This window comes from Nitrospinaceae bacterium (assembly GCA_018669005.1).
Classification (GTDB): domain Bacteria; phylum UBA8248; class UBA8248; order UBA8248; family UBA8248; genus UBA8248.
The window spans coordinates 70,362-93,965 of record JABJAL010000079.1; the positions used below are offsets into that span (position 1 = coordinate 70,362).

A 23,604-nucleotide genomic window follows, 5' to 3' on the forward strand; every position below is an offset into this window, starting at 1 on the left:
CAGCAAGGGTAGCATTATTAGTAATTTAAGCAAAAAATTATTTTTAAAAACAACTATGCTAACCCGGCGTCTTTCAAAATCCTTCGCCCGCTCTCGGCGAGCGCTTCTTTTTTTTCATTTAACTTTGGATAGACGAGCTTGCCGCCCCGCTTTAAGACGGCACCGCCAATCATGACGGTATCGACGTTGCCAATACCTGCTTGAAATATCGCTGCCTCGGCGGCGTTATTCACCGGATAGAGATTGAGGTCAGTGGTTCTAATCATAATGAGGTCGGCCTGCTTTTCTGGGGTGAGTGTGCCTGTGCTGCTATCAAGGCCCATCGCGCGGGCGCCCTCTATCGTTGCCCATTTGAGCGCTTGTCTTGCAGCGATGGAGACCTTGCCGGGCGATGCACCAGTGTCAATGATTTTCTGGTTGTCTGCCGCTCGCTGATGCTGGAGGGCCATCCGCATAACGGTGAACATATCGCCGCTAATGTTCGACTCGATATCCACACCAAGCGAGGGGGCGCCGCCCGCAGCGAGGATTCGCCCACAGACAGGATGACCATGGCCCATCTGCATCTCGACCTCGGGACACGAGGATACGGTGGCCCCGGCATCGCCGATCATCTGAAACTCATCGTCCGTTAGCTGGCAGCCGTGAACGACGTTATAGGCGGGGCCGAGAAGATTCGCGTCGTTTAACTTGCCGATGCCGCCCTTGGTCATTCCGCCGCCGGGGCGACCGCCCATGTGGGCGCTGGCAACCAATTCGTATTCACCCGCTAGGCGAACATCGTGCTCGGCCACCTCCCAGGTCGAGATGTCGGGACCTCGAATCGCCATGCCGAGGGTAACCAGTGCACCGCGATTAGAAAGACGACCGGTGGCGAGGCGCTTTATCTCCGCCTCGGGATGAGGCATTTCACTGTGTGGCATACCGTCTTTTTCGACATCGGGCTTGGGCGTTCCGTGGGCAAAAAGGGCCCGGATACCCGCCTCCTCAAGACCGTCGATAGCCCGGTCGGTGTGCTCGGGCGTCGGGTTGTTGTGACACCAGTCAAAAAGCGAGGTTGCCCCGCAGTTGATTTGATTGAGCGCGCCCAGAAGATTAGCGAGATAGAGATCCTCGGGGGCAAACTGCGTGGCGAGGTTGGCGTGCATGTGGCCCATGTAGTCGCCAAGAGACCAATCGCCTGCGACACCGCGAATGCCCGTCTGCCAGGTGTGCATGTGGGCGTTCACGAGGCCGGGCATGACGATCATATCGGCGGCCTCGATGATTTCAGAATCAGGCGGAGTGTCGAGATTTCGGCCCACCTCTTTAATCGCGCCGTTCTCAATGAGAATTTGCCCGCCTGCGATATCGCCAAGCGCATCGTCGAGCGTGAGAAGATGCCCGGCCTTGATGAGTGTCGTTGTCATAGGGAAATCATTTCCTCTTGTTAAACCAGCCCCTCAATAACGGCGGCGGCAAGCTCGCTTCCCCGGTGGAGAAGATCAATCTCAAGATTCTCGTCGAGGCCGTGAGCATTCGAGTCGGCATTGGCGAAGGGGAACCAGAGCGAGGGAATCCCCAAATCGCGCGTGAAAAGTATGTCCGGGACACTGCCGCCGAAGTTGGGAAACACAATCGGGGCCTCCGCCCGTGCTGCGATGGCGGCAAGGATTTTCTCGATGAGGGGATGATCCACAGGGGTCTTCGATGGGAAAAACGCGGCCTTTCGCTCAACTTCGATATCATCGAAACCCTCGGCCTTTAAAAACGAGCAAACGGCATCAAAAAGTTTATCCGGATCTTGATCGACGACGAGCCGGAAATCCATTTTGGCGCGCGCCTCACCCGGCAGGACAGTCTTGACGCCATCCTGCGAGTAGCCACCCTGAAAGCCGCAGATGTTGAGATTCGGCTGAATCAGGGTCTTTTCATAAAACGCACCAGGCTCGGCTATCCGGCGCATGCCCGCCTCGCCCAGGGCCGCAGTAAGCTCGGAGGCCGGATCGGGTATCTCGCTCATCGCTTTTAAATCAGCCGCCCCCACCTCGCGCACCGCCTCATAGAAACCCGGCACGCGCACCCGTCCGTTTTCATCCTTGAGAGAGCGCACAGCATCAATAAGCCGCCAGAAGGGGCTCGCCATCGCACCACCGTAGGTGCCCGAATGAAGATCCTTGCCCGAGCCGTGCGATATAAGTTCGATATACAAAAGCCCCCGACAGCCGAGTGAAATCGTGGGCCTGCCCGATGGGTGGAGCGAGCCGTCAGACGAGCAGGCAATATCGGCGCGGAGCAAGTCCTTGTTCTCGGCAATAAACGCGCCCAGGTTCGTCGAGCCCATCTCCTCCTCGCCCTCGACAAGAAATTTTAGGTTAATTGGAAGCGCGGTGTTGGTCGCCCGGTAGGCCTCGACGGCCTTCACCTGGGCAAAATGCTGGCCCTTATTGTCGCCCGAGCCGCGCGCGAAGATCCGGCCATCTCTGATATCGGGCTCAAAAGGGTGCGTGGTCCAGCCCTCTCCCATCTCGGCGGGCTGCACATCGTAGTGCCCGTAGACGAGAAGCGTGGGCGCCCCGGCTGGGCCTTTGGCCTCACCATAAACAGCCGGGTGCCCTGCGGTTTCCATGATGCGTGTTTCGAGACCGGCCCTCTCCATCAGGCCAGCCAGGTGCTCTCCCCCCTCCCGAACGTGGGTGCCCGTCGTTGAAATGCAAGGGATTTTCAGGTATTCGATGAGCTGGGCGAGGGATTCCTCACGCCCGGCGCGAAGGTGCTCGATGACAGTAGACATAATGCCTCCCCAAGATTGAATTTTCGGGTAAAATATTGTTGCGGCTTTTGATGGGTCTCATTATGCTCCCAGGTGGCCGCATTACGAAAGAGCCCCCCAGTGGGGGAGCCCACCAGTGGGGGTCCCCCACCATCGGTGGGCGCAGGCCGACAGGTTCAAGGAGACAACCAGATGCCTTCCCTTCTCCATCAAGACAAAGATGGTGAGCCCTCGCGCCCGAAGAGGCGCTCCCGACTGAGGCGCTTAAAGCGGATGCCGCTTCTTTTGCTGCTGGTACTTGTCGCGACAAGCTGTAGCCGCGCAAGAACGATCGGGCTCATGGCACCGAATGCGCCTACCTTTGCCTACCGGGAGATGTCCGTCGAACTCCCCGGCAGCAAACCAGACATTCGTATAGAGGGCTACTACACCCGCCCCTCGCCAGAGGGCAAATATCCTTGCGCGGTAATTCTCCATGGCAAGGGAGGATGGTGGCGGGCCTATATCCGCTACGCCCGCGCGCTGGCCGGCCAAGGGATAGCCTCCGTCATTGTGAACTATTACTCAGGTCATCAGGTCGATCTTGAGGGACTCTACGTCCCCTTTGATGAACGACGGGCGCAGTTCGAATATCAAAACGGCGACATCTCCGCGGCGGTGGCCGCCTTTTCCCGCTATCCGGTTTGCAGCGGGAGAAAAGTGGGGCTCATCGGTTTCTCACTCGGAGCCGACAAGGCCTTCCGCACAGCCGCAACTCAGCCCGATATCGGCGCCGTGGTTGGCTACTACGGACCCTACGATTACGTCTCCTTCATTCGCCAGCGGGTGAACCCGATACTACTGGCACTGGCGGGCGAGAATGCTCTCAAGTGGAAAGCCTACCTTGAAAAAAACAGCCCCTACACGCAGGCGGGCCGCGTAAAGGCAAGCGCCCTATTGTTTCACGGGGTCGAGGACACAACGATATCGGTAAAACAATCGATTCTCATGCAAAGGGCCTTGGAGAGGCGAGGTGGTTCGGGTGCGCGGATGAAACTCTACGAGGGGGTGGGCCATAACTTTGCCCTCAGACGCCGAGGCACCAAGGCCGAGCGTGATGACTCTATCCGCCTGACGATTTCGTTTCTCAAGAAAAAACTGATTGAAAAAAAGAAAAAAATCGTCTCTGGCAAGAGAAAACCCGTCGCCAGGTCGGGCCTCTGAGCGTGATACCGCCTCACCCAAACCTTCCCCGACGTCTTATTTGATCAAATTACCCCGAGGCTCTTCTGTAACCAGCTGATTTTGTAGTATTATATGAACAAGAAGGGGAAGGATGCGCCATATTTGACCTTATAGGTAATTAATACTTCGAACTATTGGAGAGTTGAATGCTCGACGAAGGCACCATCAAGGAGTTAACCGAGAAACATTATAACTGCACCCTCGTCAGTGTGGAGCGCACCCACGAGTCGCTCGCGCTGTTCCGGGTGAAGCCGGATTTTCCGATACCGGATTATAAATCGGGCCAGTACACCACGCTGGGCCTCGGCTACTGGGAACCCCGCCACGAAGACGCTGTCGAGGAAACGAGCTTGGACGATAAGAAAATGCGCCGTCTCGTCCGGCGGGCCTACTCGATCTCGCACCCCGTCGTAAACGGGGGAGGAGAGCTCTGGGATTCGGGGAAAATCGATTTCATCGAATTCTACATTGTCCTGGTCATCGGAACAGAGGGACATCCCTCCCCCGGCCTGACCCCGAGGCTGTTTCTCAAGAACGAGGGCGAGCGGCTCAACATCGGTCAGAAATTCACGGGCGAGTACACCCTTGATTCCATGGCACCCATCCGCAACAACGACAAGGGACTCGTCGTCTTTGCGGGAACGGGAACGGGTGAGGGCCCCCACAATCGGATGATCTGGGAGTTGCTCTCGACCGGCTACAAGGGCCAAATCGCCTCGATCAACGTCGTGCGCTACAAAAAAGATCTGGCCTACGAGCCGCGCTACCGCGAGCTTGAAAAAAAATATCCGAACCTCACCTACCACGCGCTGACAACTCGTGAGTCGGACACCCAGCACAACAAGGTCTACGCCCAGGACTACATCGAATCGGGACAGTTCGAGGAAAAAATTGGCCGCAAGATGTCTCCTGATGACACCCATATTTTCCTATGCGGTAACCCGGCGATGCTGGGAGTGCCCAAGATTCGCGACGATGAAAGAATTTGGCCCGAGGGAAAGACCGGCGTTATCCAGATGATGGAAGAGCGCGGCTTCAAGATGGATTACGGCAAAACCAAGGGCAACGTCCACTACGAGAAATACTGGTAGGCACTTAGGATTATCCGCCTGAGCGGCCCCGCGTCCACCGGAGAGCTGATGCCCCACCTGCTTCGCGACGACGACGAGGGGATCTGCATCCTCACCCTCAACCGTCCCGAGATTCGCAACGCCATAGACGATGAAATTATGCGCCTTCTTGCCGAGGAAACGGCCCGACTCGCGTCGGACGAATCTCTGCGCGCCGTGGTCCTCACGGGTACCCGAGGCGATGCCTTCTGCGCGGGCGGCGACCTCAAATGGCTCCAAAGCTTCGAGACCGCCGAGGCAGGCGAGGCGATGAGCCGCCGGATGCAGGAGATCCTCGCTGATCTCGCAAATCTCCCGGTTCCTGTCATCTGCGCTCTAAACGGCTACGCCTTGGGCGGCGGCACCGAGATTGCGCTATCGTGCGATATTCGGGTGATGGAGGAGAGTGCCTACCTGAGCTTTCGGCATGCGCGAATCGGATTGATGCCAGCCTGGGGCGGGGGCGCGCGACTCCTCCGGCTATGCGGGCATGCCCATGCCATGGAACTTCTGACGACCTGCCGCGATATTCCTGCGGGAGAGGCGCTCGAAATAGGCCTCACGAACACCGTTGTTCCAGAAGGCGCAGGACTCGCCGAGGGGATGCGTCTAGCCCGCGAGGTTGCCCGCGCTGCGCCGCTTTCGGTGCGCGCGATAAAAAAACTCATGATCGAGGCTGCCGAAAAACCACTGGCCGAGGCCGCGAACATCGAGGCAAGCCTTTTCGCTGGCCTCTGGGACTCAGCGGATCATGACGAGGCAGTAAAAGCATTTTTCGAAAAACGCGCACCAAAATTCCGGGGCCGCTAGGGAGCAGGCATGCCAGCCGAGCAGGACAAACGAAAGCGCTACGAGACCCACGCGGGACTACCCATCAAGGCCCTCTACGGCCCCGGGGACGTGCCCGAGGGAGTAAAAGAAGAAGTTCCTGGCGAGTACCCCTTTACGCGCGGCATCCATTCTGAAATGTATCGCAAGCGCTTATGGACCACACGCCAGTACTCGGGCTTTGGCACCGCCGAGGAAACCAACCAGCGCTACCGCTTTTTGCTTGATGAGGGCAACACCGGTCTCTCGGTTGCCCTCGACCTGCCTACACAACTCGGCCTCGACAGCGACAACCCCCGCGCCAAAGGAGAGGTGGGCAAAGTGGGCGTCGCCATCGACACCCTCGCCGACATGGAAGCGCTTTTTAAGGATATCCCTCTTGGAGAGATCAGCACCTCGTTCACCATCAACTCGACGGCGGTGATTCTTTACGCCATGTACATCGCCGTAGCGAAAAAACAGGGGACCCCTCCCGAGCAGATCACCGGCACCATCCAGAACGACATACTGAAAGAGTATGTCTCGCGGGGAACCTGGATATTCCCCCCCGAGCCCTCTCTTCGGCTCATCGTCGATACCATCGAGTATGGCGCAGCCCATACCCCGCGCTTCAACACCATCAGTGCGGCGGGCGCTCACTTTCGAGATGCCGGGGCCACCGCCATCGAGGAGGGTGGTCTCACCCTCGCCGACGCCATCGTTTATGCCGAGCGGTGCGTCCGGCGCGGGATGGATGTGGACGAATTCGCGCCCCGGTTTAGTTTTTATTTCTACACGCACTCGGATTTTTTCGAGGAAATTGCGAAATACAGGGCCATGCGCCGCCTCTGGGGCCGAATCATGCGCGAGCGCTTTGGCGCCAAGGACGAGCGGAGCTGGAAGTTCCGCTTCGGTGTCGTCTGCGGCGGAAGCACACTGACCGCCGCCGAGCCCGAGAACAACATCGTGCGCGTCGCCTACCAGGCCCTCTCCTCGGTGTTCGGCGGGGTGCAGACCATGTTCACCTGCGCCTACGATGAAGCCCTTGCTTTGCCCACCGAGGAAAGCGCCGTTCTCGCCTTGCGCACGCAACAAATCATCGCCAGCGAAACCGGCGTCATCGACACGGCAGATCCTTTCGGCGGCTCCTACTACCTTGAAAATCTCACCGCCGAGATGGAGGCCGGCATGGAGGCGCTCATCAAGAAAATCGAGGACGAGGGCGGGGTGGTCTCGTGCATCGAACGCGGGCTAATTCAGAACTGGATTGCCGAGAGCGCCTACAAACAGCAAAAAGCCATAGACTCGGGCGAGCGAACTGTTGTCGGAGTGAACAAATACCGGGACGAGGCCGATTCATCGCCGGAGATATTCTCGGTGCCGCCCGAGCTTGCCGGGCAGCAGATTGAGCAGCTTGGCAAGGTAAAACAAGACCGCGACCGGGCCCGGGTAGAGGCCGCCCTCGCCCGCCTCCAGGAGGCGGCACGGGGAGATGAGAACCTCATGGACGCCACCATTGAGGCAGTGGAAGCCTACGCCACCCTGGGCGAGATCACTGATATTTTAAAGGACGAATTCGGGGAGTTTCGGGAGCCGATTTCTCTTTAATGGGGCCATGTGCCCTCGGGGGCCATTGCCCCCCCTCCCCTTGCCCGGCCCTCCCGGATCGGGAATAATCATCTGGCCTATCAACGGAAGAACCTCGGCGGGCCGCCTTTGGTTTGCTGCAGGAGATTCGCTTAGTTTCTCAAAATTTCACTGGAGGTGGTTTTACCCATGTGGACGGATGCCAAAAACGGCAACAACGCCGCGACCGACTATAAGTACCGTAGTGTTTCGATAGATCTTGGAGCTGGAAAAATTTCGGTGGAAGAAAAAGCCTGCGCCGACTTAGAGGATTTTCTCGGCGGCATCGGACGGCTTTTCAAAATACTCACCGCGCACGATGTGCCCGACCCATATGCCCCCTCGGCCCCGCTGGTGATGGAGCTGGGTTGTTTTTCAGGCACCAACGTCATGACGGGCCTGCGCACCTTCTTCGGCGGCTACAGCCCACTCAAGGGAACCCGCGCGGGCGCGCCCTCGGCTATGTGGTCGGCAGGCTCAGGGAAATTCGGCTCAAAAACAGCCTTCGCTGGGGTGGACGAAATAATCTTCACCGGGCGAAGCGATAAACCTGTCACCCTCGTCATCAAAAGCGCCTCGGTGGGCGGCCCGCCCGAGATGGAACTGGTGGACGCATCAGCGCTTCTCGGAAAAACAGCACACGATAAGATCATGGATCTCCAGAAACAGTATGACGACGCACATTTTGCCGTCATCGGACCCTCGGGCGAGAATTATGAGACCAACCGCATGGCGGCCATCGCGCTCAGCTCCGAGAACCAGCTCAAGAGCGGCGACAATAAGCCGCGCTTTTGCGGCCGAGGCGGATTTGGCGGCGTCATGGGGAGCAAGAACCTCATCGCCATCGTCTCACAAGCCCCTGACGACAAAACAGCCGTCACCGAGGTCGTCAAAGAGGCGAACAAAATCATCTCGCGCGGCGCAGGCTCCAAGAACTATCGCGACGACTACAAGGCCGAGGGCGGGGGCGGCACCTGGCGCAACATCGCGGGCCTCCACCCCCTGGGCTGCCTACCCGAGAACAATTTCGAGCCCCCCGGCAACGATAACGCCGCACAAATCTTCCGGGGCGCATACGAGGAGGGCTACGTCATCAAAGACGAGCCTTGCTTTAAGTGCGGCATCGCCTGCCACAAGAATATATACGACAGGCCCGAGGGCGAGACCGCCATTGGAAGAAAAGCCAAGACCAGCACCTTCCGCGCCAAGTTCGACTACGAACCCCTCGACCTCATGGCCCCCAACTGCGGCATCTATGACCGCGAGCAGGCCCTTGAGCTCGTCGAGTTGGCCGACCTTCTTTGCTACGACGCCATCAGCCTCGGTGCCACCGTCAGCTACGCCATGGAGTGGAACAAGCGCCACCCCGACAACCAAATCCTCGACGGCATGACATTTGGCGACTACGAGAAGATGGTGAAATTCATCAAGCTCGCCGCCGAGGGAAAATGTAACCAGCTCGCGCAGGGCTCGATGCGCCTGGCGCAAGAGATGGGCGATCTCTCCTTCGCCATGCAGGGCAAGGGCCTAGAATATCCGGCCTATCTTCCCGAAACGAACCCGGGCTACCCCTGGGCGCTCGCGGGCGGCCACATGAGCTTGCGCACCTTCCTGCTCCTCATCCTCGATGGCCAGAAGACCGACATGAAATACTGGGAGGATGCCATCCAGAACGGCATCTACTACACACGCGACGACCTCGTTGGCACCTGCAAATTCGGCGGCGCCCCGGACGACAGCATCGTTGGCAGCATCAACGACATGTACGGCCTCTCGATGACCAAGGACGAGATGTACACGGCCATCCGCCGCTCCTACCTGCGGGGCCGCCTCCTTGAGAAAAAAGTAGGCTACACCGATGAGGAATATGATGTTCCGGGCCGCGTCTATGAGCGGGTGAACGACAACATTAAAATGCCCGCCTTCATCACCCGCGAATTCATGGATGAGCTGAAATCACGTACCGAGAAAAACTGGGACGCCCTCACCGAAAAAGAGGGCCTCTCGGCCTAGCTTTTAGAAGTCCGCACAAACAAATAACCCCCGTCGCGAGAAATCGTGGCGGGGGGTTTTTGTATTGTTAATAATTCTTAATATTTATACTCCACCAGGGGAAAAATCAAAAAAAGTGACTGCTGGAACTGTTAAATTTGGTGAGACCGAATACAGTCCGCCATAAATCAGCCCCAACAAAAAACATAATCCTGACAACACGCCTAACGCTATTGATACATACTGCCCAAAATTTCTTTTGCGATTTGCATGTGCCAAATAATCCTCAATATCCATTTTATTTTCTAAAAAATCCTTAAAAATTTTCGCCCATCGTTTCTGAAGTCCGAAAGCACGAAAAAACTCCCCAAAAAGCAACAAAACGGAAAGAATGATCCCTAGCATAAAAATTGAAAGAACATCATTTCCCCAATTTGAATTTCCAAACTTTGAAAAATAGACCCCTTTAAAACTCAATAACGCGACAGCTCCACCACCATTCAGCATCAGCAGACTTTTAATGCATATAAACGCATAGTCACTAACATTACGGCCTATCAACTCACTTGTTTTTACAATCGATATCCTTAATTCATTTTGATTTTCAGAAGGGAGCTCATTAAGTTTCATCAATGTTCACCTCAAAAAATATCCCCTCACACCCCCCGTTTATCGCCCCACAAAATGACGTGCAGCCTCGGCGTGAAGCGCCAGCCGCGCTCCAGCGCCGCATCGGCGAGGGGAAGGAGTCGGGGTTCCATGTGACTTAATTTTTTGCCGCCCGGGGAGATGATGATTCGGTGGGAGGGGAAATCGGCCAGATCGTATTTAGCCAGGAGGGCATCGACCTCGGCAATCTCGTTTGTTTTGTGGAGAACGAATTTCAGATAAGGCTCGGTAGCGCGGGAGAGCCAATCTAAAGAGCGGGGTTGTTTGTCCACAGCGATGGCGGCAGAGGCCAGCTTGGGCGACACGTTCCATTGATCGACCAGGGCGAGAGCCGCCGCCCCCGGCTCGATGTAGCCCGAGGTTTCAACCTCGATGCGAAGGCCAGCGTTATTAAGCATCGCGATAAGCGCGGGGAACATTTCATTTTCAAGAGGCTCCCCCCCGGTGACAATTACCTGGCTACCCGGGCGCGCAGCGCAATAATCCAAAATTTCATGGCCCGATAGCTCGACCACGGGGGGCCCCGCCCAGCTATATTTTGTGTCGCACCAGGCACAACCAACCGTACACCCCATGAGGCGCACGAAAACCGAGGGGCGGCCAAGGGTCGCGCCCTCGCCCTGCAATGAATAGAAAAGCTCGTCCGCCAGCGGAATGCGTAGAGCCGCCGCCGGGGTTAATTTCTCTCCGGCGAGAGAATCGGGCATGATCCTGCCTTTTTTCGCCTACCCGAGGGCGGCGGCGACGATGATGGCGATGCCGATGAAGATCGCGCCAATGACAATGCCCACGGCGCGGTTCTGATCTTTGGCAAGGGCGTCGTTCACCGAAAACGGGGTGATCCACTCGAAGATCTTGTAGCCAATCATGAGAAGCATGACGCCAACCAGGCCATAGATGATCGACCAGACGAGATTGGCCACCGGGCCGGGCTGCGGGGCCGGAGGCGGGGCGCCATTGGCGAGGGCGAGCGCAGGCACGAGAGCGATTGCGATAAGGGCGATGAGCTGAAACACATATTTTTTCATTTCAATATTACCTCCTTTGAGCGGTTGCCGTTGACCATAGCAAGAGGCCATGCCCGGCTCAAGGGGCGATTGCCCCGGCGAAAGCCCTGGTGGCCACCCCGGTACTTGCCCCGGAGAGCGCGACATGCGGCCAATCAACGGCGTTTCTCGCCTCCGATCCCCCGCCATGGTATAGATGGTGGCGCGAATATTACATGCCAAGCCTTGTGGGGAGAGCAAATGGACTGGAAGGGCCGAAAAGTTCTGGTGACGGGCGCGGGCGGCTTCATCGGGAGCCATTTGGCCGAGGCGCTTGCAGAGCGCGGGGCCGAGGTGACGGCGCTGGTCCGCTACACCTCGCGTGGCTCGGCGGGCTTTCTTGACGGGGCCGCCGATAAGTTTCGCATCTTGGCGAATGACATCACCGAGGCAGGCGGCGTCCTCGCGGCGATGGAGGGCCAGGAGTATGTCTTCCACCTCGCCGCCCTGATCGGGATTCCCTTCTCCTTTGAGCATCCCGAGGAAGTCCTTCAGGTCAACACGGTGGGCACGCTGAATGTGCTCAACGCCGCGCGGCGGACGAATCCGCGCCGGGTGGTGCTCACCTCAACAAGCGAGGTCTACGGCACGGCGCAATATGTGCCCATCGACGAAAAACACCCCCTTCAGGCGCAATCGCCCTATGCGGCCTCGAAGATTGCGGCCGACAAGCTGGGCGAGTCGTTTTTCCACAGCTATAAGACGCCCGTCGTCACCGTGCGCCCGTTCAACACCTACGGGCCAAGGCAGTCGGCGCGGGCCGTCATCCCCACTTTAATCTCTCAAATGCTGGCATCTAACAATGTGAAACTCGGCGCAACCACCCCGACGCGGGATTTTAATTTCGTCAAGGACACGGCGCGCGGCTTTATTCTCGCCGTCGAATCTGATCGCGCACCTGGGGAAACGGTGAATATCGCCACCGGCAAAGAAATTTCCATCGGCGAGCTCGCCCAAAAAATCGCCTCGCTCATCGGAAAAGACATCACGCTTGAAACCGACGAGCAGCGCATCCGCCCGGGCTCCAGCGAGGTTATGCGCCTGTGCGGCAGCGGCGAGAAAGCGGCAGAGATCATCGGCTGGCGGCCCGAGGTTTCACTCGATGAGGGTCTTGGACAAACCATCGAATGGCTCCGCGAGTCGGGCACGGTCTCGGACCCATCGAGGTACCACATCTAATGAAAGCCATTGTCCTAGCCGGCGGCCTCGGCACGCGCCTGCGCCCCCTCACCTTCGCAATTCCCAAGCCTCTTGTACCTGTGGGCGAAAAACCGATTCTCGAAATCCTAATCGGGCATCTCGCCGCACACGGCGTCACGGATATTTACCTCGCCGTTGGATACCGCGCCGAGCTTATCGAAACTTTTTTTCAGGACGGAGGGCGCTTTGGCGTCAACATCCACTATTCACGCGAGGAAATGCGCCTCGGCACCGCCGGGCCCGTTCGCCTCGCCCGCGATCAGTTCGGCATATCAGAACCCGTCATGGTCATGAACGCCGACATCATCACAGAGATAAACTTTAGCGACATGCTCAAATGGCACCAAGACAAGGGGGCCGCGATTACGGTGGGCATCCGGCGATTCGATCAAATCGTTCCCTTCGGTGTTGTCGAAACTGATGGCGATCAAATCACCGCTATCGTCGAGCGCCCGACGCACACGCATCAAATAAATTGCGGCATCTACACCGTGAGCCCTGAAGTTATCGACCTCATCCCGCCGGGCGAGGAGGTCTACATGCCCGACTTCATTGACAAGGCCATGGGAGAGGGCCACACCATCTCAGGCTTCACGTTCACCGAAAAATGGGTTTCCATCGACGACCTCGGGGATCTGGAAAAAGAAACCGGCAAGCTGGGGCAAGAATGAAGGTTCTTTTCTGCACGAACGATCAAAGCTTCCAGCCCTCAAACGAGCCTTACGGCTTTTATCTCGGCATTCAATCTCTCGGCCACGATGTCGAGATTTTTTACTACCGAAAAAAAAGTTTTTTCTACTCGAATTTTCGCAAGCAGTGGGTCCGCTGGATGAACAACCAGCTTGCGGAAAAATGCATCCGCGAGGGCTTCGACATGCTCCTCGTTCACCGGGGGGGCTACGTTGCCGCCAAAACCCTTGAGCGCATCCGCAAGGAGAGCCGGTGTAGGACGGTCTGTTTTTTCCCGGACAACCCGTTTGGCGCCTACACCCCGCCCCTGCCCTTTGACCTTATTGGCGCCTATGACCTGTTTGTCTCAAAGGACACCTATTTCGAGGAAGAATTTGAAACCTATGGCTTCGATAACGTGGTCGCCCTTCCCCACGCCTATGACCCCTCGGAATTTGAAACCGAATTTACGGACGATGAACTAGAGCCTTTTCGCGCGGACGTGGCCTTTATCGGGGGCTTTCATCCCTTTCGCGAGCGAATCTTCTCGGGGCTCACCGATGAGGGCGTGAATTTTAGAATCTGGGGCCCGCGCTGGGTGAAGGCTACTGACCCGTGGATCAAAAATCGCGTTCATATGGAGCGGGCCCTCGACCGGGTGGAAAAACTAAAGGTCCTCAAGGCAAGCAAAATCCTTATCAACCTCCAGCACGGGGGCGGCGCCCTTTACTGGCCGGACGACAAGGTGGTTCAGTACATGGGCGCTGGGGCACTCATGATCGTCAACGACCGGCGAGATTTGGGGCTCATCTTCGAGCGCGGAGAGGAGATTCTCACTTATCAAAAAAAAGAAGAACTCCAGACCCTTATCCGCGAGTATCTGGAAAACGAGCCAAAGCGCCTTGAAATCGCTCAAAAGGGGCAGGCCCGCGCCCGGCGCGACCACACGACAGCCGTGCGCTTCGAGCAAATTTTGACTCTCCTGGCCGAGCGAGGGCTTCCAGCGGGAGGAAGTTAACCCATAGTGTGGCGCACATCTTATGTTTCGGTTATCTTTTCAGCACCCGCCCATATAACAAAAGGAACCACTTCGCCCCATGAACAAGACACGCGATCTTTCTTATGATGAGGTAAAGGATCACCTCGCCATCCGCATCAGGGCGCACACCGAGTTCGCCAATTTTCAGCTTGAAAACTGGTTCACCGAGAATCTGCGTATCCCGGCAGGCGGGGCGCTTCTTGAGATTGGCTGCGGTGACGGCAACTGGTTCGAGACCTGGGCAAGCGCTTTGGGTGCCAATGGATTCATCACGGGGGTCGACAAGAACGATGAATTAATTTCTCGTGCGGCAGCGCGGGATGTTGCCTGTCGAAAGCTGTTGATGAAAATGGATTTCAATGACCTCTCGGCCTTCCTGCCCGAGACTTTTGACTGCGCCATCGCGCCTTACTCGATTTACTACGCCGATGACGCAAGAGAGACCATGGGAGCGATTCGAAATTTACTTAAAGAGGGTGCAAGCGCTTATCTTGTCGGACCTACCGAGCAGAACGCCGAGGAGCTGTATCAACTCAACGAGCTCATCTTCGGTTTCGAGAGCGACGATCCGACGAAGCGGCGCGCCTGCCGCATTGAGGAAGAGTTTTTACCGGCAGCGAAGGATCTTTTCACCGAGGCCACGAGCCAGCGCGTACCTCGGCTTATTGAATTCCCCACGCTCGATCATTACTTTGAATACTACAGGGCAACGCTTCTTTACCGCGAATCGTGTAAAAAAGCGGGCCGGACGCCTGAGGCTGGCGAGATTGTGGCCTGTGGCTGGGACAACCTCAATCTCTCGAAGGAAGTTGTTGTCGTCGAGGCGCGCCGCTAAGGTCGAAAAATTCCAGGCAGCCCGTGCGCTATTGTTGAAAGGAGAATCGTCATCGCCAAGGCAGGCTCGTTGCTCGTTGTTGCTCCGCACCCGGACGATGAAACACTCGGCCCCGGGGGCACCCTTCTTCGCCGCGCAGTGGAGGGCTGGGATCTCCACTGGCTCCTTATAACGAACGGGCAGCACTCAGGCGGCGAGGCATCAAGCGATAAACGGGGAGGCGAGATCGATGCCGTGGCCGGGGCGTATGGTTTCAAGAGCGTGCGCCGTATGAACATGCCAGTGTCGGAGCTGCATCAAGTTCCCGAAACGGACCTCTACGAAGGAATCGCCGGGGCGATTCGCGAAGCCGAGCCCTCGGAGATAATGCTCCCCTTCAGGAGCGACGCCCATAGCGACCACCTGGCTGTTGCCGCAATTGGCTGGTCTTGCACAAAGTCATTTCGCTTCCCATCGATACGGCGGGTGCTGATGTACGACACACCCTCGGAGACCGATTTCTCGCACCCGGGCGACCCGTTCATTCCCAACGTGCTGGTGGACATCACCGGGCAGCTAGACCGCAAGATCGAGATCATGGGTTTCTATGAGAGCGAGCTAAAGACCCACCCCTTTCCCCGCTCCGAGCAGGCATTGAGGGCGCGTGCAACGCTTTATGGTGCCATGGCGGGTTGCGAGGCCGCCGAGGGTTTCATGCTCATGCGGGATATCGACCGCCTCTAATCGTCATTCGTATTCAGAGATTTCCACCAGGTTTTCGTCCGGATCGCGAATATAGACCGACATTATCGGGCCCTTGGCCCCTGATTTCGAAACCGGCCCCATCTCGATTGGAATCCCGGCCTCATTGAGTTGACGCACAACCTCGCTTAGCGGCTCTCCGCTGATCAGGCAAAAATCTCCCGCACCTGCGACAGGCGATTTGGCATTTGGCTCAAACTCCTTGCCCACCTGATGGAGATTGATCTTCTGGTGGCCAAATAATAGCGCCCACCTTCTGCCGCCAAATTTCGCCGCCTTCATTCCCAGGACTCGCTCGTAAAACGCGCAGGTGTCCGGAATCGAGCGCACAGTCAAAACAAAATGATCGATGATGGTAATCTTCATCCGTTAACCCTCCGTCGCGTTAGATTTCAAGTCTATTTTTATCATCTCGGATAATCCCACACAGGTCTATAAATTGCGCATATTTCATATTTTTTCATAGGGATTGGACAGGGAGGGACGTGAATCAGTACACTCGTTTCAAGATTAGATGCAGGCACACTACGGAGGAAAATGGATGCCATCTCCCGCAGAACTCGTGGATTGGGTTACAGACGCCCGGGACCGCACACTCGAACTCGTCGCCGACCTTTCGGACGACCAGCTCATCGGCCCCAAACTCATTTGCGTAAACCCCCTGCTATGGGAAATCGGCCACATGGCCTGGTTCCAGGGCAAGTGGCTACTCCGAGGCATCAACAATCGAGAGCCCGTTCTTAAAAACGAGGATGAACTCTACGACTCGATGGAAATCCATCACCATACGAGGTGGGATCTTCCCCTCCCGCCCCGGAAGGACACATACGCCTACATGGACAAGGTGGTGGAAAACGTTCTCAAGCGCGTCGAGAGCGGAACGCTAACCGAAGAGGAGGCCTACCATGTTCGCTACGGTGTGCACCACGAAGACATGCACACCGAGGCGTTCTCCTACACGCGCCAGACACTAGGCTATCCCGTTCCCGAAGGGCTCATCGAGTACACTGACAAAACGCGGACTAAAGAGGACATTGGAGGCGGCCCCCTTCCCGGCGACGCGAAGATTCCAGGCGGCACCTACATGCTCGGTGCACCGAAGGATGAATCCTTTGCCTTCGACAACGAAAAATGGGCGCATCCGGTCGAGATCGCACCCTTTGCCATTGCAAAAGCCGCTGTCACCCAAGCCGAATTCGCCGAATTTGTGGATGACAGGGGATACGAAAAAGAAAACCTCTGGAGTAAAGAGGGATGGGAGTGGCGCGGCGAGGAGGACTCACAGCACCCTGTTCATTGGCGGCTCGGCGCCGATGGCTGGGAGCGGAGAAACTTTGATCAGTGGGTGCCGCTAGAGCCGCATCGACCTGTAATTCACGTGAATTTCTTTGAAGTTGAGGCCTATTGCCGCTGGGCGGGCCGCCGCCTTCCCACCGAGGCGGAGTGGGAGCTTGCCGCCTCAAGCGAGCCGAACGATTCGGGCACGGGCTTCACCGACCGCAAGAGGCAATACCCCTGGGGGGATGAGCCACCCCGGCCCGAGCTGGCCAATCTCGACTGGCGTCACATGGGCTGCGTTGACGTAGGCGCTTTTCCAAAGAGCGACAGCGCCTTTGGCTGCCGCCAAATGCTGGGCAACGTATGGGAGTGGACGAGTAGCGTATTTGCCCCCTTCCCAGGATTCGTCGTGGACCCCTACAAGGATTATTCGGAGCCTTGGTTCTACTCGCGCCGCGTTCTTAGAGGTGGTGCCTGGCCAACCCGCTCCCGTTTAACGCGAAATTTGTACCGGAATTATTTCACGCCCGAGCGCAAAGATGTTTGGGCGGGATTCCGCACCTGCGCCAGATAAAAGGCGCCACCTGGACAAATGAAAATATCTTTGATCACACCGGCCCCGCCTCGCTCCCGCAAGGGAAACCGCGTCACTGCGGTTCGGTGGTCGCGCCACCTCAGGGACCTGGGCCACACCGTCCACATCGATGAGGAATACACTGGCCGCGATTGCGATATTCTCGTTGCCCTTCACGCCAAACGGAGTTTTGCCTCCGCCAAGCGCTTCAAAGATGCGCACCCAGATCTGCCCTTGATCGTCGCACTCACGGGCACCGACCTTTACAAGGATATCCTCACCGACACTGGCGCCCAACAATCCCTCGAAATGGCGGATCGGCTGATCGTCCTTCAGGCGATGGGCACCAGCGAGCTTCCCAAACGCCACCGGGCGAAAACGCGGGTTATCGTTCAGTCCATCGAAGCGCCTGCCGGTAATTACAAGCCTCGAAAAAATTCTTTCAATGTATGCGTCATTGGCCACATGAGAGAGGTCAAGGACCCGTTCCGTGCGGCGGAGGCCTCCCGGTTGCTTGCCCGGTCCTCGAAAATTGAGGTGATGCAAATCGGTGGCGCGCTCAGCAAGGACATGGAAGTTCGAGCACTCAAAGAGGCAAAATCAAATCCGCGCTATAGCTGGGTTGGCGAGGTACCCCGCTGGAAGGTGCTCCGGCTGCTCTCAAAAAGCCGTCTTCACGTCCTGAGCTCCGAGATGGAGGGCGGGGCCAATGCCCTTTGCGAGGCCATTGCCTGCTCGGTGCCCACGCTCGCCTCGCGCATATCGGGCTCCATCGGACTTCTAGGAGAAGACTATCCGGGCTACTTTGAGTTAAAGGACACCAAAGGTCTCGCATCGATGCTAGAGCGGGCTGAAAACGACCCCGGTTTCTACAAAGAGCTCAAGACGTGGACGAGGCGGATTAAGCGCATCGTCTCCCCCGCAAATGAGACCCGTTGCTGGAAGATGCTTGTTAAAGAATTGGCTGTCTGAGGTTTTTTTAAGCAATTTTCAAGAACAACACAGCAAACTTTTTCTCACCATCCGTCCAGACCTTCTCGGTTTGAAAACCCTGCCCAGCCGCAAACTCCGAAAAATCTTTTATGTCGTACTTATGCGAATTTTCGGTGTGAATGGTTTCGCCTTTCTTAAAGGAAATTGTTTTGCCACCAAGGCGCACGCTCTGCGGGGCTTGGCTAATCAGATAGCTCTCAACGCGCCGAACCTCAGAATTGTAGAAAGCCCGGAAATCAAAACTCTCGACATTGAAATCAGCCCCAAGTTCCCGATTCATGCGGACAAGAAGGTTTTTGTTAAACTCTTCCGTCACGCCGAGACTATCATTGTAGGCAGCCTCGATAGTTTCCACCTCCTTGATGAGATCGATGCCGAGAAGCAACCCGCCTCCCCCACCACATGTCGCCGCCATATTGCCGAGCAAATCTTCGGCCTCATCGGGTGTGAGGTTGCCAATCGTCGAGCCGGGAAAATAGGCAATGGCTCGCCGAGCCGGGCGGCTAAATACGGGCAGGCTAAATGGCGCCAAAAAATTAGCGCAAATGGGCACAAATTCAATGTGAGGGAATTCCCGAGCCAGGCCTTCTGTCGAATTCAAAAGAAATTCCCTTGAAATTTCCACGGGCACACAAGCCACCGGGTCATCGAGGGCCTCAAGCAACATATGGGTCTTGAGAGCAGAGCCGATTCCGTATTCGACAATGGCGCATTCGGGCCCCATGACCTCTGCCATCTCATTTGCACGCTCGCGCATGATGGCGATTTCGGTTCGCGTCGGATAGTACTCATCGAGCTCACAAATCCGCGAAAATATCTCGGAGCCCTGCTCGTCATAAATAAACTTGCAGGGCAACGTTTTCTGAGGCTTCTGGAGTCCTTCGAGCGCTTCTTCTAAAAAATTATCCGCCGTGGGCTCATAGTCAATTAGCCTGATCTTAAATTCAGGACCCAAAACAAACTCCTGTAAAAAAACCCGCAATTGCTCGCGGGCAAGCGAAACATCGGAGAAATAGCGGATTCAACGGCCACCCGATAATATCAAAAAAGCTTAATCGGTCACAGAAAGTTTCAACGAAATTCAAGATATCATATTGAGGGGTCAGTACAACCCAAACCCTAGATTTCATTTTCATCAAGAGCGCCCAGCGTCGCAAAGCGCTCATTCATCCAAATAAAATTTCCATTTAAACGCTTTAGGGCATCGGCTTGAGGCGCAGGCCCTCGGAGACAAGAAACCGCTCGAGAAGATCAAAACCCCCTTGAACCAGCAGGGCGAGCCCCGCCGCTGGAACCGCACCCTCGAGAATGAGGCCCACGTCGTCCAGGCGTATGCCCGTGAGAATGGGCTGGCCGAACCCGCCTGCGCCAATCAGCGCGCCCAGCGTTGCCGTCCCCACATTGATGACCGCCGAGGTTTTCACCCCCGCCAAAATAGCCCGGGAAGCGAGGGGCAACTCCACCAACCGCAGCCGCGCCCGCACGGGCAGGCCGAGCGCCTCGGCCGACTCCCGGAGCCCGACAGGAATATCATGCAGGCCAGCGTAGGTGTTCCTCACGATGGGAAGCAGGCTGTATAAAAACAGCGCCATCATCGCCGGCGGCCCCCCGATTCCTAAAAGCGGAATCATGAACACCAAAAGGGCGAGAGATGGAATGGTCTGTATAATACCAACAACACCCAAGATGACTTGGCCCGCCAATGGGCTCCGCGCGGCCCATATCCCCAGTGGAATCGAGACGAGTATCGCGGCGAGAAGCGAGATGACGACCAGATAGAGGTGATCCCGCGCGTTTCGCATCAACCGCCGCCAGGGGGAGATCACGCGTGACTTCGACACAACGCCAAAAGCGTCCGCCAGAAATTCAGAAGCCACTCGGCTCTCGGCCACCTTGTCGATCTTTGCCCGGGCGTTCATGCGAATCATGGGGCCCTCGCCGATTCGGCCCCCCAGTCTGAGGAAGGAGCGCACGGCCTTGGGCGCTCTTTTTTTCAGGTCCGCCCGGTAGAGAATCACCGCATCGTAGCGGGGAAAGAAATTCAAATCGTCCCCGAGCGTGAACAGATCGTAATACTTGATGTCGGCATCGGTTGCATAGAGATCGATCAGATGAATATCCCCGCCCTCGAGCGCCCGGTAGGCGAGGTTGTGGTCCAGCCCGCGGACGGATAGCTGCGGCAGGCGGTAGCGCGCCTTGAGGCTGGGCCATCCGTCCCCCCTGTCCATAAATTCGTTCGAGAAGCCGAATTTGAGTTCCGGGTGTTTGCGAAGATCCGAGATTGTTCGAATGCCGAGACGCCCCGCCGTCTCTTTTTTCATGCCCATGGCATAGGTGTTGTTAAAGCCGAGAGGGCGGCTCATCAAAACCCCTCGTTTTTTGAGCGCCGCCCGAACTTCGGGCTCCGTTTTCAGGTTCTCGCCGGCCAGGATTTCCTGGCTGATGGTGCCGGTGTACTCGGGATAGACATCGATTTCCCCGGAGAGGAGCGCGCTCCAGAGGATTCGCGTTCCCCCAAGCTCCCGGCGGTGTCGCGAAGCCGCTCCGGAGTCCCGGATAAGGGCGGAGAGCAACTCGCCGAGGACGACGGATTCGGTGAAAGTCTTGGAGGCGACGGTCACTTCCTGTCCCACAGCGGGACCAGGCGCGGCAATGAGAAAGAGCACTAGCACGACTAAGCCGCCCAGAGATTTCATACGCCCTGCCCCCGGATCGCCTCAAGCGGGCTCCGCTGTGCGTTGATGAAACGGGTAACAAATTCATCGGCCGGGCGGCGAACCAAATCCTCAAGCGTGCCCTGCTGAAGAATCGCTCCCTCTGCCATCAGGTAAATGGTGTCGCCGAAAAAACCGGCCTCGCCGATATCGTGCGTCACCATAACCACGGTTTTCTTGAGGCTCTCGAAAATGCGCCGCAGATCGTCCTGTAGCTCGTGGCGAATCATCGGGTCGAGAGAGCCAAGCGGCTCGTCCAGAAGCAGGACTTCGGGGTTGAGCATGAGGGCACGCATCAGGCCGACGCGCTGACGCTGGCCGCCTGAGAGTTGCGCGGGGTACCTGTTAAGGCCTTCTTGGGGAAATTGCGTGAGCGCCGTCAATTGGTCGAGGCGCTCTTTTATATTTTTTTCGGGCCAGCCAAGATAACGGGCCATGAGCACCACATTGTCCCTGGCCGTTAGATGTGGGAACAGGCCCCCGTCCTGAATGACATAGCCCATCTTCCGCCTAAGGATGAGACTATTCTCTTGGCCGATGCGCTCGCCATCAAGGAGAACATGGCCCGTGTCCGGTTCGATGAGGCCCATCATGAGCCTGAGGAGTGTGCTTTTTCCGCAACCACTCTGACCGATCAGGATGCTCGTCTTACCCGGCTCAATTTTAATCGACAAGGGCCCGGCGGCGCTCACCCCACCATAGGTTTTCGATACGTCTTCGAGTTCAAGCAAAAGACATCCCCTAGGAAAGTTTCATGTAGCCTACCACAGGAATCTGACGAAGAAATTTATCGAAAATACATTATCTAGGATATGGGAAAGGTGCTAGAAGCAGGTGCAACACTAACCCTGGAGAGAAAAGCAGGTTAGTGCGATATCAGGTTGAAGCTTAAACAAAATAATCGGCGTTCGCCCTCAAGCGGCGTGGCCGATAACGGCGAGCTCTTGCATGGAAATATGGCAGGGAAAGTAAACAACCTCTCCGCCGGGGTCTTCAACAACCACCGTGCACGATCCAGATTCCTTGAGCATCCGGAGAAAGGAATCGATCTCCCATGCCTCTCGGGTGCGAACACTGATACTCCAAACTAGCCGTTCGGAAAGGCTTGCAATTGCTTCTTCCACTTTCCAAGTGATGCTCGGATGCTCTTCAGTGAAGTAATCCACAACAAACCTCCTAAAACATTCAAAATTAATGCTTCATTCTAAAACCCGGGAGAGTGGCACTCCCCGTATGCATTCCTTCTTAATTCTTCATTCATTCTTATCGACCAATCTCCATATATCCTTAGAGAAAATCTCGGGTTTTCTCATTTCCACCCCTTTTGGCACCGTGCCGTATCAACTACCTGGGTGTGAGGCACTCCACCAGAGAAGAAGCCAGCCCCCTCATCAAGGAAAAATACATCTCCTCGCCTGCCTTCAAATCCACCCCAAGGGGATCAAGCACGCCTACTCGAGCACCAGAGCCTTCCACCGCCGTTCTCACAAGCCGGGGGGTGAACTGGGGCTCGGCAAAAACGCACTTTGCCCCAAGGGTGTGGATCTTTCGGCGAATCGCGGCCAGCCGCTTTGCGCCGGGGCTGCGTCCTGGGGAGAGGGTCAGGGCACCCAGCGGGCGAAGGCCGAACCGCGACTCGAAAACCCGGTAGGCATCGTGAAAAACGATGTAGGGCACACCAACTACCGACCCCAGCAAAATGCGAATGCTCGACTCCAAAATTTTAAGCTTTCTCGTTAACTTAGAGGCATTCGTATGATAGAGAGCTGCCCGCGCCTCATCTGCACGGCTCAACTCTTTCTCGATGACTTTGACCATGCGACGAGCATTTACCGGGTCGAGCCAGATGTGCATGTCCGCCTCCGCATTACTGTGGCCATGGCGGTCACCATGGCGGTCGCCGCGGCGGCGATGGCTCTCACTCGCATGTCCTCCGGCGCTTATCTCCTCGACCCTGGAGAGGGCTATCGCTCTCGATCCCCCGGAAAGGTTGGCGAGCGGTTTTCGAAGAAACGCCTCAAGCTCAGGACCCACCCAGAAAACCAAACGGGCACGTTGCAGCACTCGCATACCGGAGGGTTTGAGCGAGTAGGTGTGCGGCGAGGCCCCGCCGCGAAGGATAAGAGCGGGCTCACCGCTCCCCTTCATCACACCTGCGACCAGCGAGTGGATCGGTTTGATGCTGACGGCGACCCTGGGCGCATCGCCCCCATGTGCCGCAGGCTGCCCAAATACCAAAAAGCTAAAAATCAGAAACAAGGCATAAAATCGAATCATTCTTAAACCTTTAGACCCCTTTATTTTCAATTAGATATAAACGTTGATAAAATTTAGTG

Annotated in this window: 23 protein-coding genes; 12 read left to right on the forward strand and 11 right to left on the reverse strand. The window is 56.7% G+C overall.

The genetic code is table 11. From position 1 onward, the window contains the following. Nucleotides 1-53: 53 nt before the first annotated feature. On the reverse strand, nucleotides 54-1,409 hold the full coding sequence (locus HOJ95_12795) for an amidohydrolase family protein (protein MBT6395579.1): 1,356 nt from the start codon (nucleotides 1,407-1,409) through the stop codon (nucleotides 54-56). Nucleotides 1,410-1,429: 20 nt separating this feature from the next. Beyond that, on the reverse strand, nucleotides 1,430-2,773 hold the full coding sequence (locus tag HOJ95_12800; GenBank protein MBT6395580.1) for a M20/M25/M40 family metallo-hydrolase: 1,344 nt from the start codon (nucleotides 2,771-2,773) through the stop codon (nucleotides 1,430-1,432). 171 nt (nucleotides 2,774-2,944) lie between these two features. Between HOJ95_12800 and HOJ95_12805 the strand changes: the two genes are divergently transcribed. From HOJ95_12805 to HOJ95_12825, 5 genes are all read left to right on the forward strand, one after another. Continuing rightward, nucleotides 2,945-3,955, forward strand: a complete 1,011-nt coding sequence (locus HOJ95_12805; protein ID MBT6395581.1) for a prolyl oligopeptidase family serine peptidase — start codon at nucleotides 2,945-2,947, stop codon at nucleotides 3,953-3,955. A 167-nt stretch (nucleotides 3,956-4,122) separates the two neighbouring features. After that, entirely contained in the window at nucleotides 4,123-5,067 is a 945-nt protein-coding gene (locus HOJ95_12810) for a ferredoxin--NADP reductase (protein ID MBT6395582.1), read from the forward strand. A 48-nt stretch (nucleotides 5,068-5,115) separates the two neighbouring features. Continuing rightward, a complete protein-coding gene (locus HOJ95_12815; protein ID MBT6395583.1) occupies nucleotides 5,116-5,895 on the forward strand; it encodes a hypothetical protein in 780 nt (259 codons plus the stop codon). 9 nt (nucleotides 5,896-5,904) lie between these two features. Beyond that, nucleotides 5,905-7,500 carry a methylmalonyl-CoA mutase gene (locus HOJ95_12820; protein ID MBT6395584.1) on the forward strand — a complete coding sequence of 532 codons (1,596 nt, stop codon included), beginning with the start codon at nucleotides 5,905-5,907 and terminating at the stop codon, nucleotides 7,498-7,500. A 168-nt stretch (nucleotides 7,501-7,668) separates the two neighbouring features. Continuing rightward, nucleotides 7,669-9,531: an aldehyde:ferredoxin oxidoreductase gene (locus HOJ95_12825; protein MBT6395585.1), complete on the forward strand. Its 1,863-nt coding sequence runs from the start codon at nucleotides 7,669-7,671 to the stop codon at nucleotides 9,529-9,531. Nucleotides 9,532-9,615: 84 nt separating this feature from the next. Here the strand turns inward: HOJ95_12825 and HOJ95_12830 are convergent, their stop codons facing one another. The 3 genes from HOJ95_12830 to HOJ95_12840 are packed head-to-tail and all read right to left on the reverse strand — an operon-like array spanning nucleotide 9,616 to nucleotide 11,207. Next, nucleotides 9,616-10,140: a hypothetical protein gene (locus tag HOJ95_12830; GenBank protein ID MBT6395586.1), complete on the reverse strand. Its 525-nt coding sequence runs from the start codon at nucleotides 10,138-10,140 to the stop codon at nucleotides 9,616-9,618. A 26-nt stretch (nucleotides 10,141-10,166) separates the two neighbouring features. Further along, the gene (locus HOJ95_12835; GenBank protein MBT6395587.1) at nucleotides 10,167-10,886 is read right to left on the reverse strand and encodes a 7-carboxy-7-deazaguanine synthase QueE; all 720 of its coding nucleotides are present in this window, start codon (nucleotides 10,884-10,886) and stop codon (nucleotides 10,167-10,169) included. An 18-nt stretch (nucleotides 10,887-10,904) separates the two neighbouring features. After that, nucleotides 10,905-11,207 carry a DUF350 domain-containing protein gene (locus tag HOJ95_12840; GenBank protein ID MBT6395588.1) on the reverse strand — a complete coding sequence of 101 codons (303 nt, stop codon included), beginning with the start codon at nucleotides 11,205-11,207 and terminating at the stop codon, nucleotides 10,905-10,907. 219 nt (nucleotides 11,208-11,426) lie between these two features. Between HOJ95_12840 and HOJ95_12845 the strand changes: the two genes are divergently transcribed. The 5 genes from HOJ95_12845 (at nucleotide 11,427) to HOJ95_12865 (ending at nucleotide 15,691) form a co-directional block, all read left to right on the forward strand. After that, complete coding sequence (locus HOJ95_12845; protein MBT6395589.1) at nucleotides 11,427-12,404, forward strand: SDR family NAD(P)-dependent oxidoreductase; 978 nt, start codon at nucleotides 11,427-11,429, stop codon at nucleotides 12,402-12,404. Continuing rightward, nucleotides 12,353-13,096, forward strand: a complete 744-nt coding sequence (locus tag HOJ95_12850; protein ID MBT6395590.1) for an NTP transferase domain-containing protein — start codon at nucleotides 12,353-12,355, stop codon at nucleotides 13,094-13,096. The genes HOJ95_12845 and HOJ95_12850 overlap by 52 nt, the downstream gene beginning before the upstream one ends. Continuing rightward, complete coding sequence (locus HOJ95_12855) at nucleotides 13,093-14,112, forward strand: glycosyltransferase (GenBank protein MBT6395591.1); 1,020 nt, start codon at nucleotides 13,093-13,095, stop codon at nucleotides 14,110-14,112. Before HOJ95_12850 ends, HOJ95_12855 begins: the two co-directional genes overlap by 4 nt. Before the next feature lie 79 nt (nucleotides 14,113-14,191). After that, nucleotides 14,192-14,968 (forward strand): class I SAM-dependent methyltransferase, encoded by a 777-nt coding sequence (locus HOJ95_12860; GenBank protein ID MBT6395592.1) that lies wholly within the window; start codon nucleotides 14,192-14,194, stop codon nucleotides 14,966-14,968. Between the two features lie 69 nt (nucleotides 14,969-15,037). Next, nucleotides 15,038-15,691, forward strand: coding sequence for a PIG-L family deacetylase (locus tag HOJ95_12865; protein MBT6395593.1), 654 nt, complete (start codon nucleotides 15,038-15,040; stop codon nucleotides 15,689-15,691). A gap of 3 nt (nucleotides 15,692-15,694) precedes the next feature. On the opposite strand, the gene HOJ95_12870 is transcribed toward HOJ95_12865, so the two are convergent. Then, a complete protein-coding gene (locus tag HOJ95_12870) occupies nucleotides 15,695-16,075 on the reverse strand; it encodes a VOC family protein (protein MBT6395594.1) in 381 nt (126 codons plus the stop codon). Between the two features lie 175 nt (nucleotides 16,076-16,250). Between HOJ95_12870 and egtB the strand changes: the two genes are divergently transcribed. Together egtB and HOJ95_12880 are read left to right on the forward strand one after the other, a co-directional pair. Beyond that, entirely contained in the window at nucleotides 16,251-17,561 is a 1,311-nt protein-coding gene (gene egtB / locus HOJ95_12875) for an ergothioneine biosynthesis protein EgtB (GenBank protein MBT6395595.1), read from the forward strand. An 18-nt stretch (nucleotides 17,562-17,579) separates the two neighbouring features. Next, a complete protein-coding gene (locus HOJ95_12880) occupies nucleotides 17,580-18,533 on the forward strand; it encodes a TIGR04348 family glycosyltransferase (GenBank protein MBT6395596.1) in 954 nt (317 codons plus the stop codon). Nucleotides 18,534-18,540: 7 nt separating this feature from the next. On the opposite strand, the gene egtD is transcribed toward HOJ95_12880, so the two are convergent. From egtD to HOJ95_12905, 5 genes are all read right to left on the reverse strand, one after another. Beyond that, nucleotides 18,541-19,491, reverse strand: a complete 951-nt coding sequence (egtD, locus tag HOJ95_12885; protein ID MBT6395597.1) for an L-histidine N(alpha)-methyltransferase — start codon at nucleotides 19,489-19,491, stop codon at nucleotides 18,541-18,543. A gap of 259 nt (nucleotides 19,492-19,750) precedes the next feature. Continuing rightward, a complete protein-coding gene (locus HOJ95_12890) occupies nucleotides 19,751-21,250 on the reverse strand; it encodes an ABC transporter permease subunit (GenBank protein ID MBT6395598.1) in 1,500 nt (499 codons plus the stop codon). Then, nucleotides 21,247-21,999 (reverse strand): ATP-binding cassette domain-containing protein, encoded by a 753-nt coding sequence (locus HOJ95_12895; protein ID MBT6395599.1) that lies wholly within the window; start codon nucleotides 21,997-21,999, stop codon nucleotides 21,247-21,249. Before HOJ95_12895 ends, HOJ95_12890 begins: the two co-directional genes overlap by 4 nt. Nucleotides 22,000-22,182: 183 nt before the next feature. After that, the gene (locus tag HOJ95_12900) at nucleotides 22,183-22,434 is read right to left on the reverse strand and encodes a hypothetical protein (protein MBT6395600.1); all 252 of its coding nucleotides are present in this window, start codon (nucleotides 22,432-22,434) and stop codon (nucleotides 22,183-22,185) included. Nucleotides 22,435-22,612: 178 nt separating this feature from the next. Continuing rightward, nucleotides 22,613-23,545 (reverse strand): zinc ABC transporter solute-binding protein, encoded by a 933-nt coding sequence (locus HOJ95_12905; protein MBT6395601.1) that lies wholly within the window; start codon nucleotides 23,543-23,545, stop codon nucleotides 22,613-22,615. Nucleotides 23,546-23,604: the final 59 nt, after the last annotated feature.

Bases quoted from the DNA above. Each gene is read 5' to 3' on its own strand.
- HOJ95_12855 (MBT6395591.1), top strand. From the start codon at position 13,093: ATGAAGGTTCTTTTCTGCACGAACGATCAAAGCTTCCAGCCCTCAAAC.
- HOJ95_12815 (MBT6395583.1), top strand. From the start codon at position 5,116: ATGCCCCACCTGCTTCGCGACGACGACGAGGGGATCTGCATCCTCACC.
- HOJ95_12860 (MBT6395592.1), top strand. From the start codon at position 14,192: ATGAACAAGACACGCGATCTTTCTTATGATGAGGTAAAGGATCACCTC.
- HOJ95_12905 (MBT6395601.1), bottom strand. From the start codon at position 23,545: ATGATTCGATTTTATGCCTTGTTTCTGATTTTTAGCTTTTTGGTATTT.
- HOJ95_12795 (MBT6395579.1), bottom strand. From the start codon at position 1,409: ATGACAACGACACTCATCAAGGCCGGGCATCTTCTCACGCTCGACGAT.
- HOJ95_12805 (MBT6395581.1), top strand. From the start codon at position 2,945: ATGCCTTCCCTTCTCCATCAAGACAAAGATGGTGAGCCCTCGCGCCCG.
- HOJ95_12845 (MBT6395589.1), top strand. From the start codon at position 11,427: ATGGACTGGAAGGGCCGAAAAGTTCTGGTGACGGGCGCGGGCGGCTTC.
- egtB (MBT6395595.1), top strand. From the start codon at position 16,251: ATGCCATCTCCCGCAGAACTCGTGGATTGGGTTACAGACGCCCGGGAC.
- HOJ95_12880 (MBT6395596.1), top strand. From the start codon at position 17,580: ATGAAAATATCTTTGATCACACCGGCCCCGCCTCGCTCCCGCAAGGGA.
- HOJ95_12835 (MBT6395587.1), bottom strand. From the start codon at position 10,886: ATGCCCGATTCTCTCGCCGGAGAGAAATTAACCCCGGCGGCGGCTCTA.
- HOJ95_12840 (MBT6395588.1), bottom strand. From the start codon at position 11,207: ATGAAAAAATATGTGTTTCAGCTCATCGCCCTTATCGCAATCGCTCTC.
- HOJ95_12850 (MBT6395590.1), top strand. From the start codon at position 12,353: ATGGCTCCGCGAGTCGGGCACGGTCTCGGACCCATCGAGGTACCACAT.
- HOJ95_12870 (MBT6395594.1), bottom strand. From the start codon at position 16,075: ATGAAGATTACCATCATCGATCATTTTGTTTTGACTGTGCGCTCGATT.
- HOJ95_12830 (MBT6395586.1), bottom strand. From the start codon at position 10,140: ATGAAACTTAATGAGCTCCCTTCTGAAAATCAAAATGAATTAAGGATA.
- HOJ95_12810 (MBT6395582.1), top strand. From the start codon at position 4,123: ATGCTCGACGAAGGCACCATCAAGGAGTTAACCGAGAAACATTATAAC.
- HOJ95_12820 (MBT6395584.1), top strand. From the start codon at position 5,905: ATGCCAGCCGAGCAGGACAAACGAAAGCGCTACGAGACCCACGCGGGA.
- HOJ95_12890 (MBT6395598.1), bottom strand. From the start codon at position 21,250: ATGAAATCTCTGGGCGGCTTAGTCGTGCTAGTGCTCTTTCTCATTGCC.
- HOJ95_12825 (MBT6395585.1), top strand. From the start codon at position 7,669: ATGTGGACGGATGCCAAAAACGGCAACAACGCCGCGACCGACTATAAG.
- HOJ95_12800 (MBT6395580.1), bottom strand. From the start codon at position 2,773: ATGTCTACTGTCATCGAGCACCTTCGCGCCGGGCGTGAGGAATCCCTC.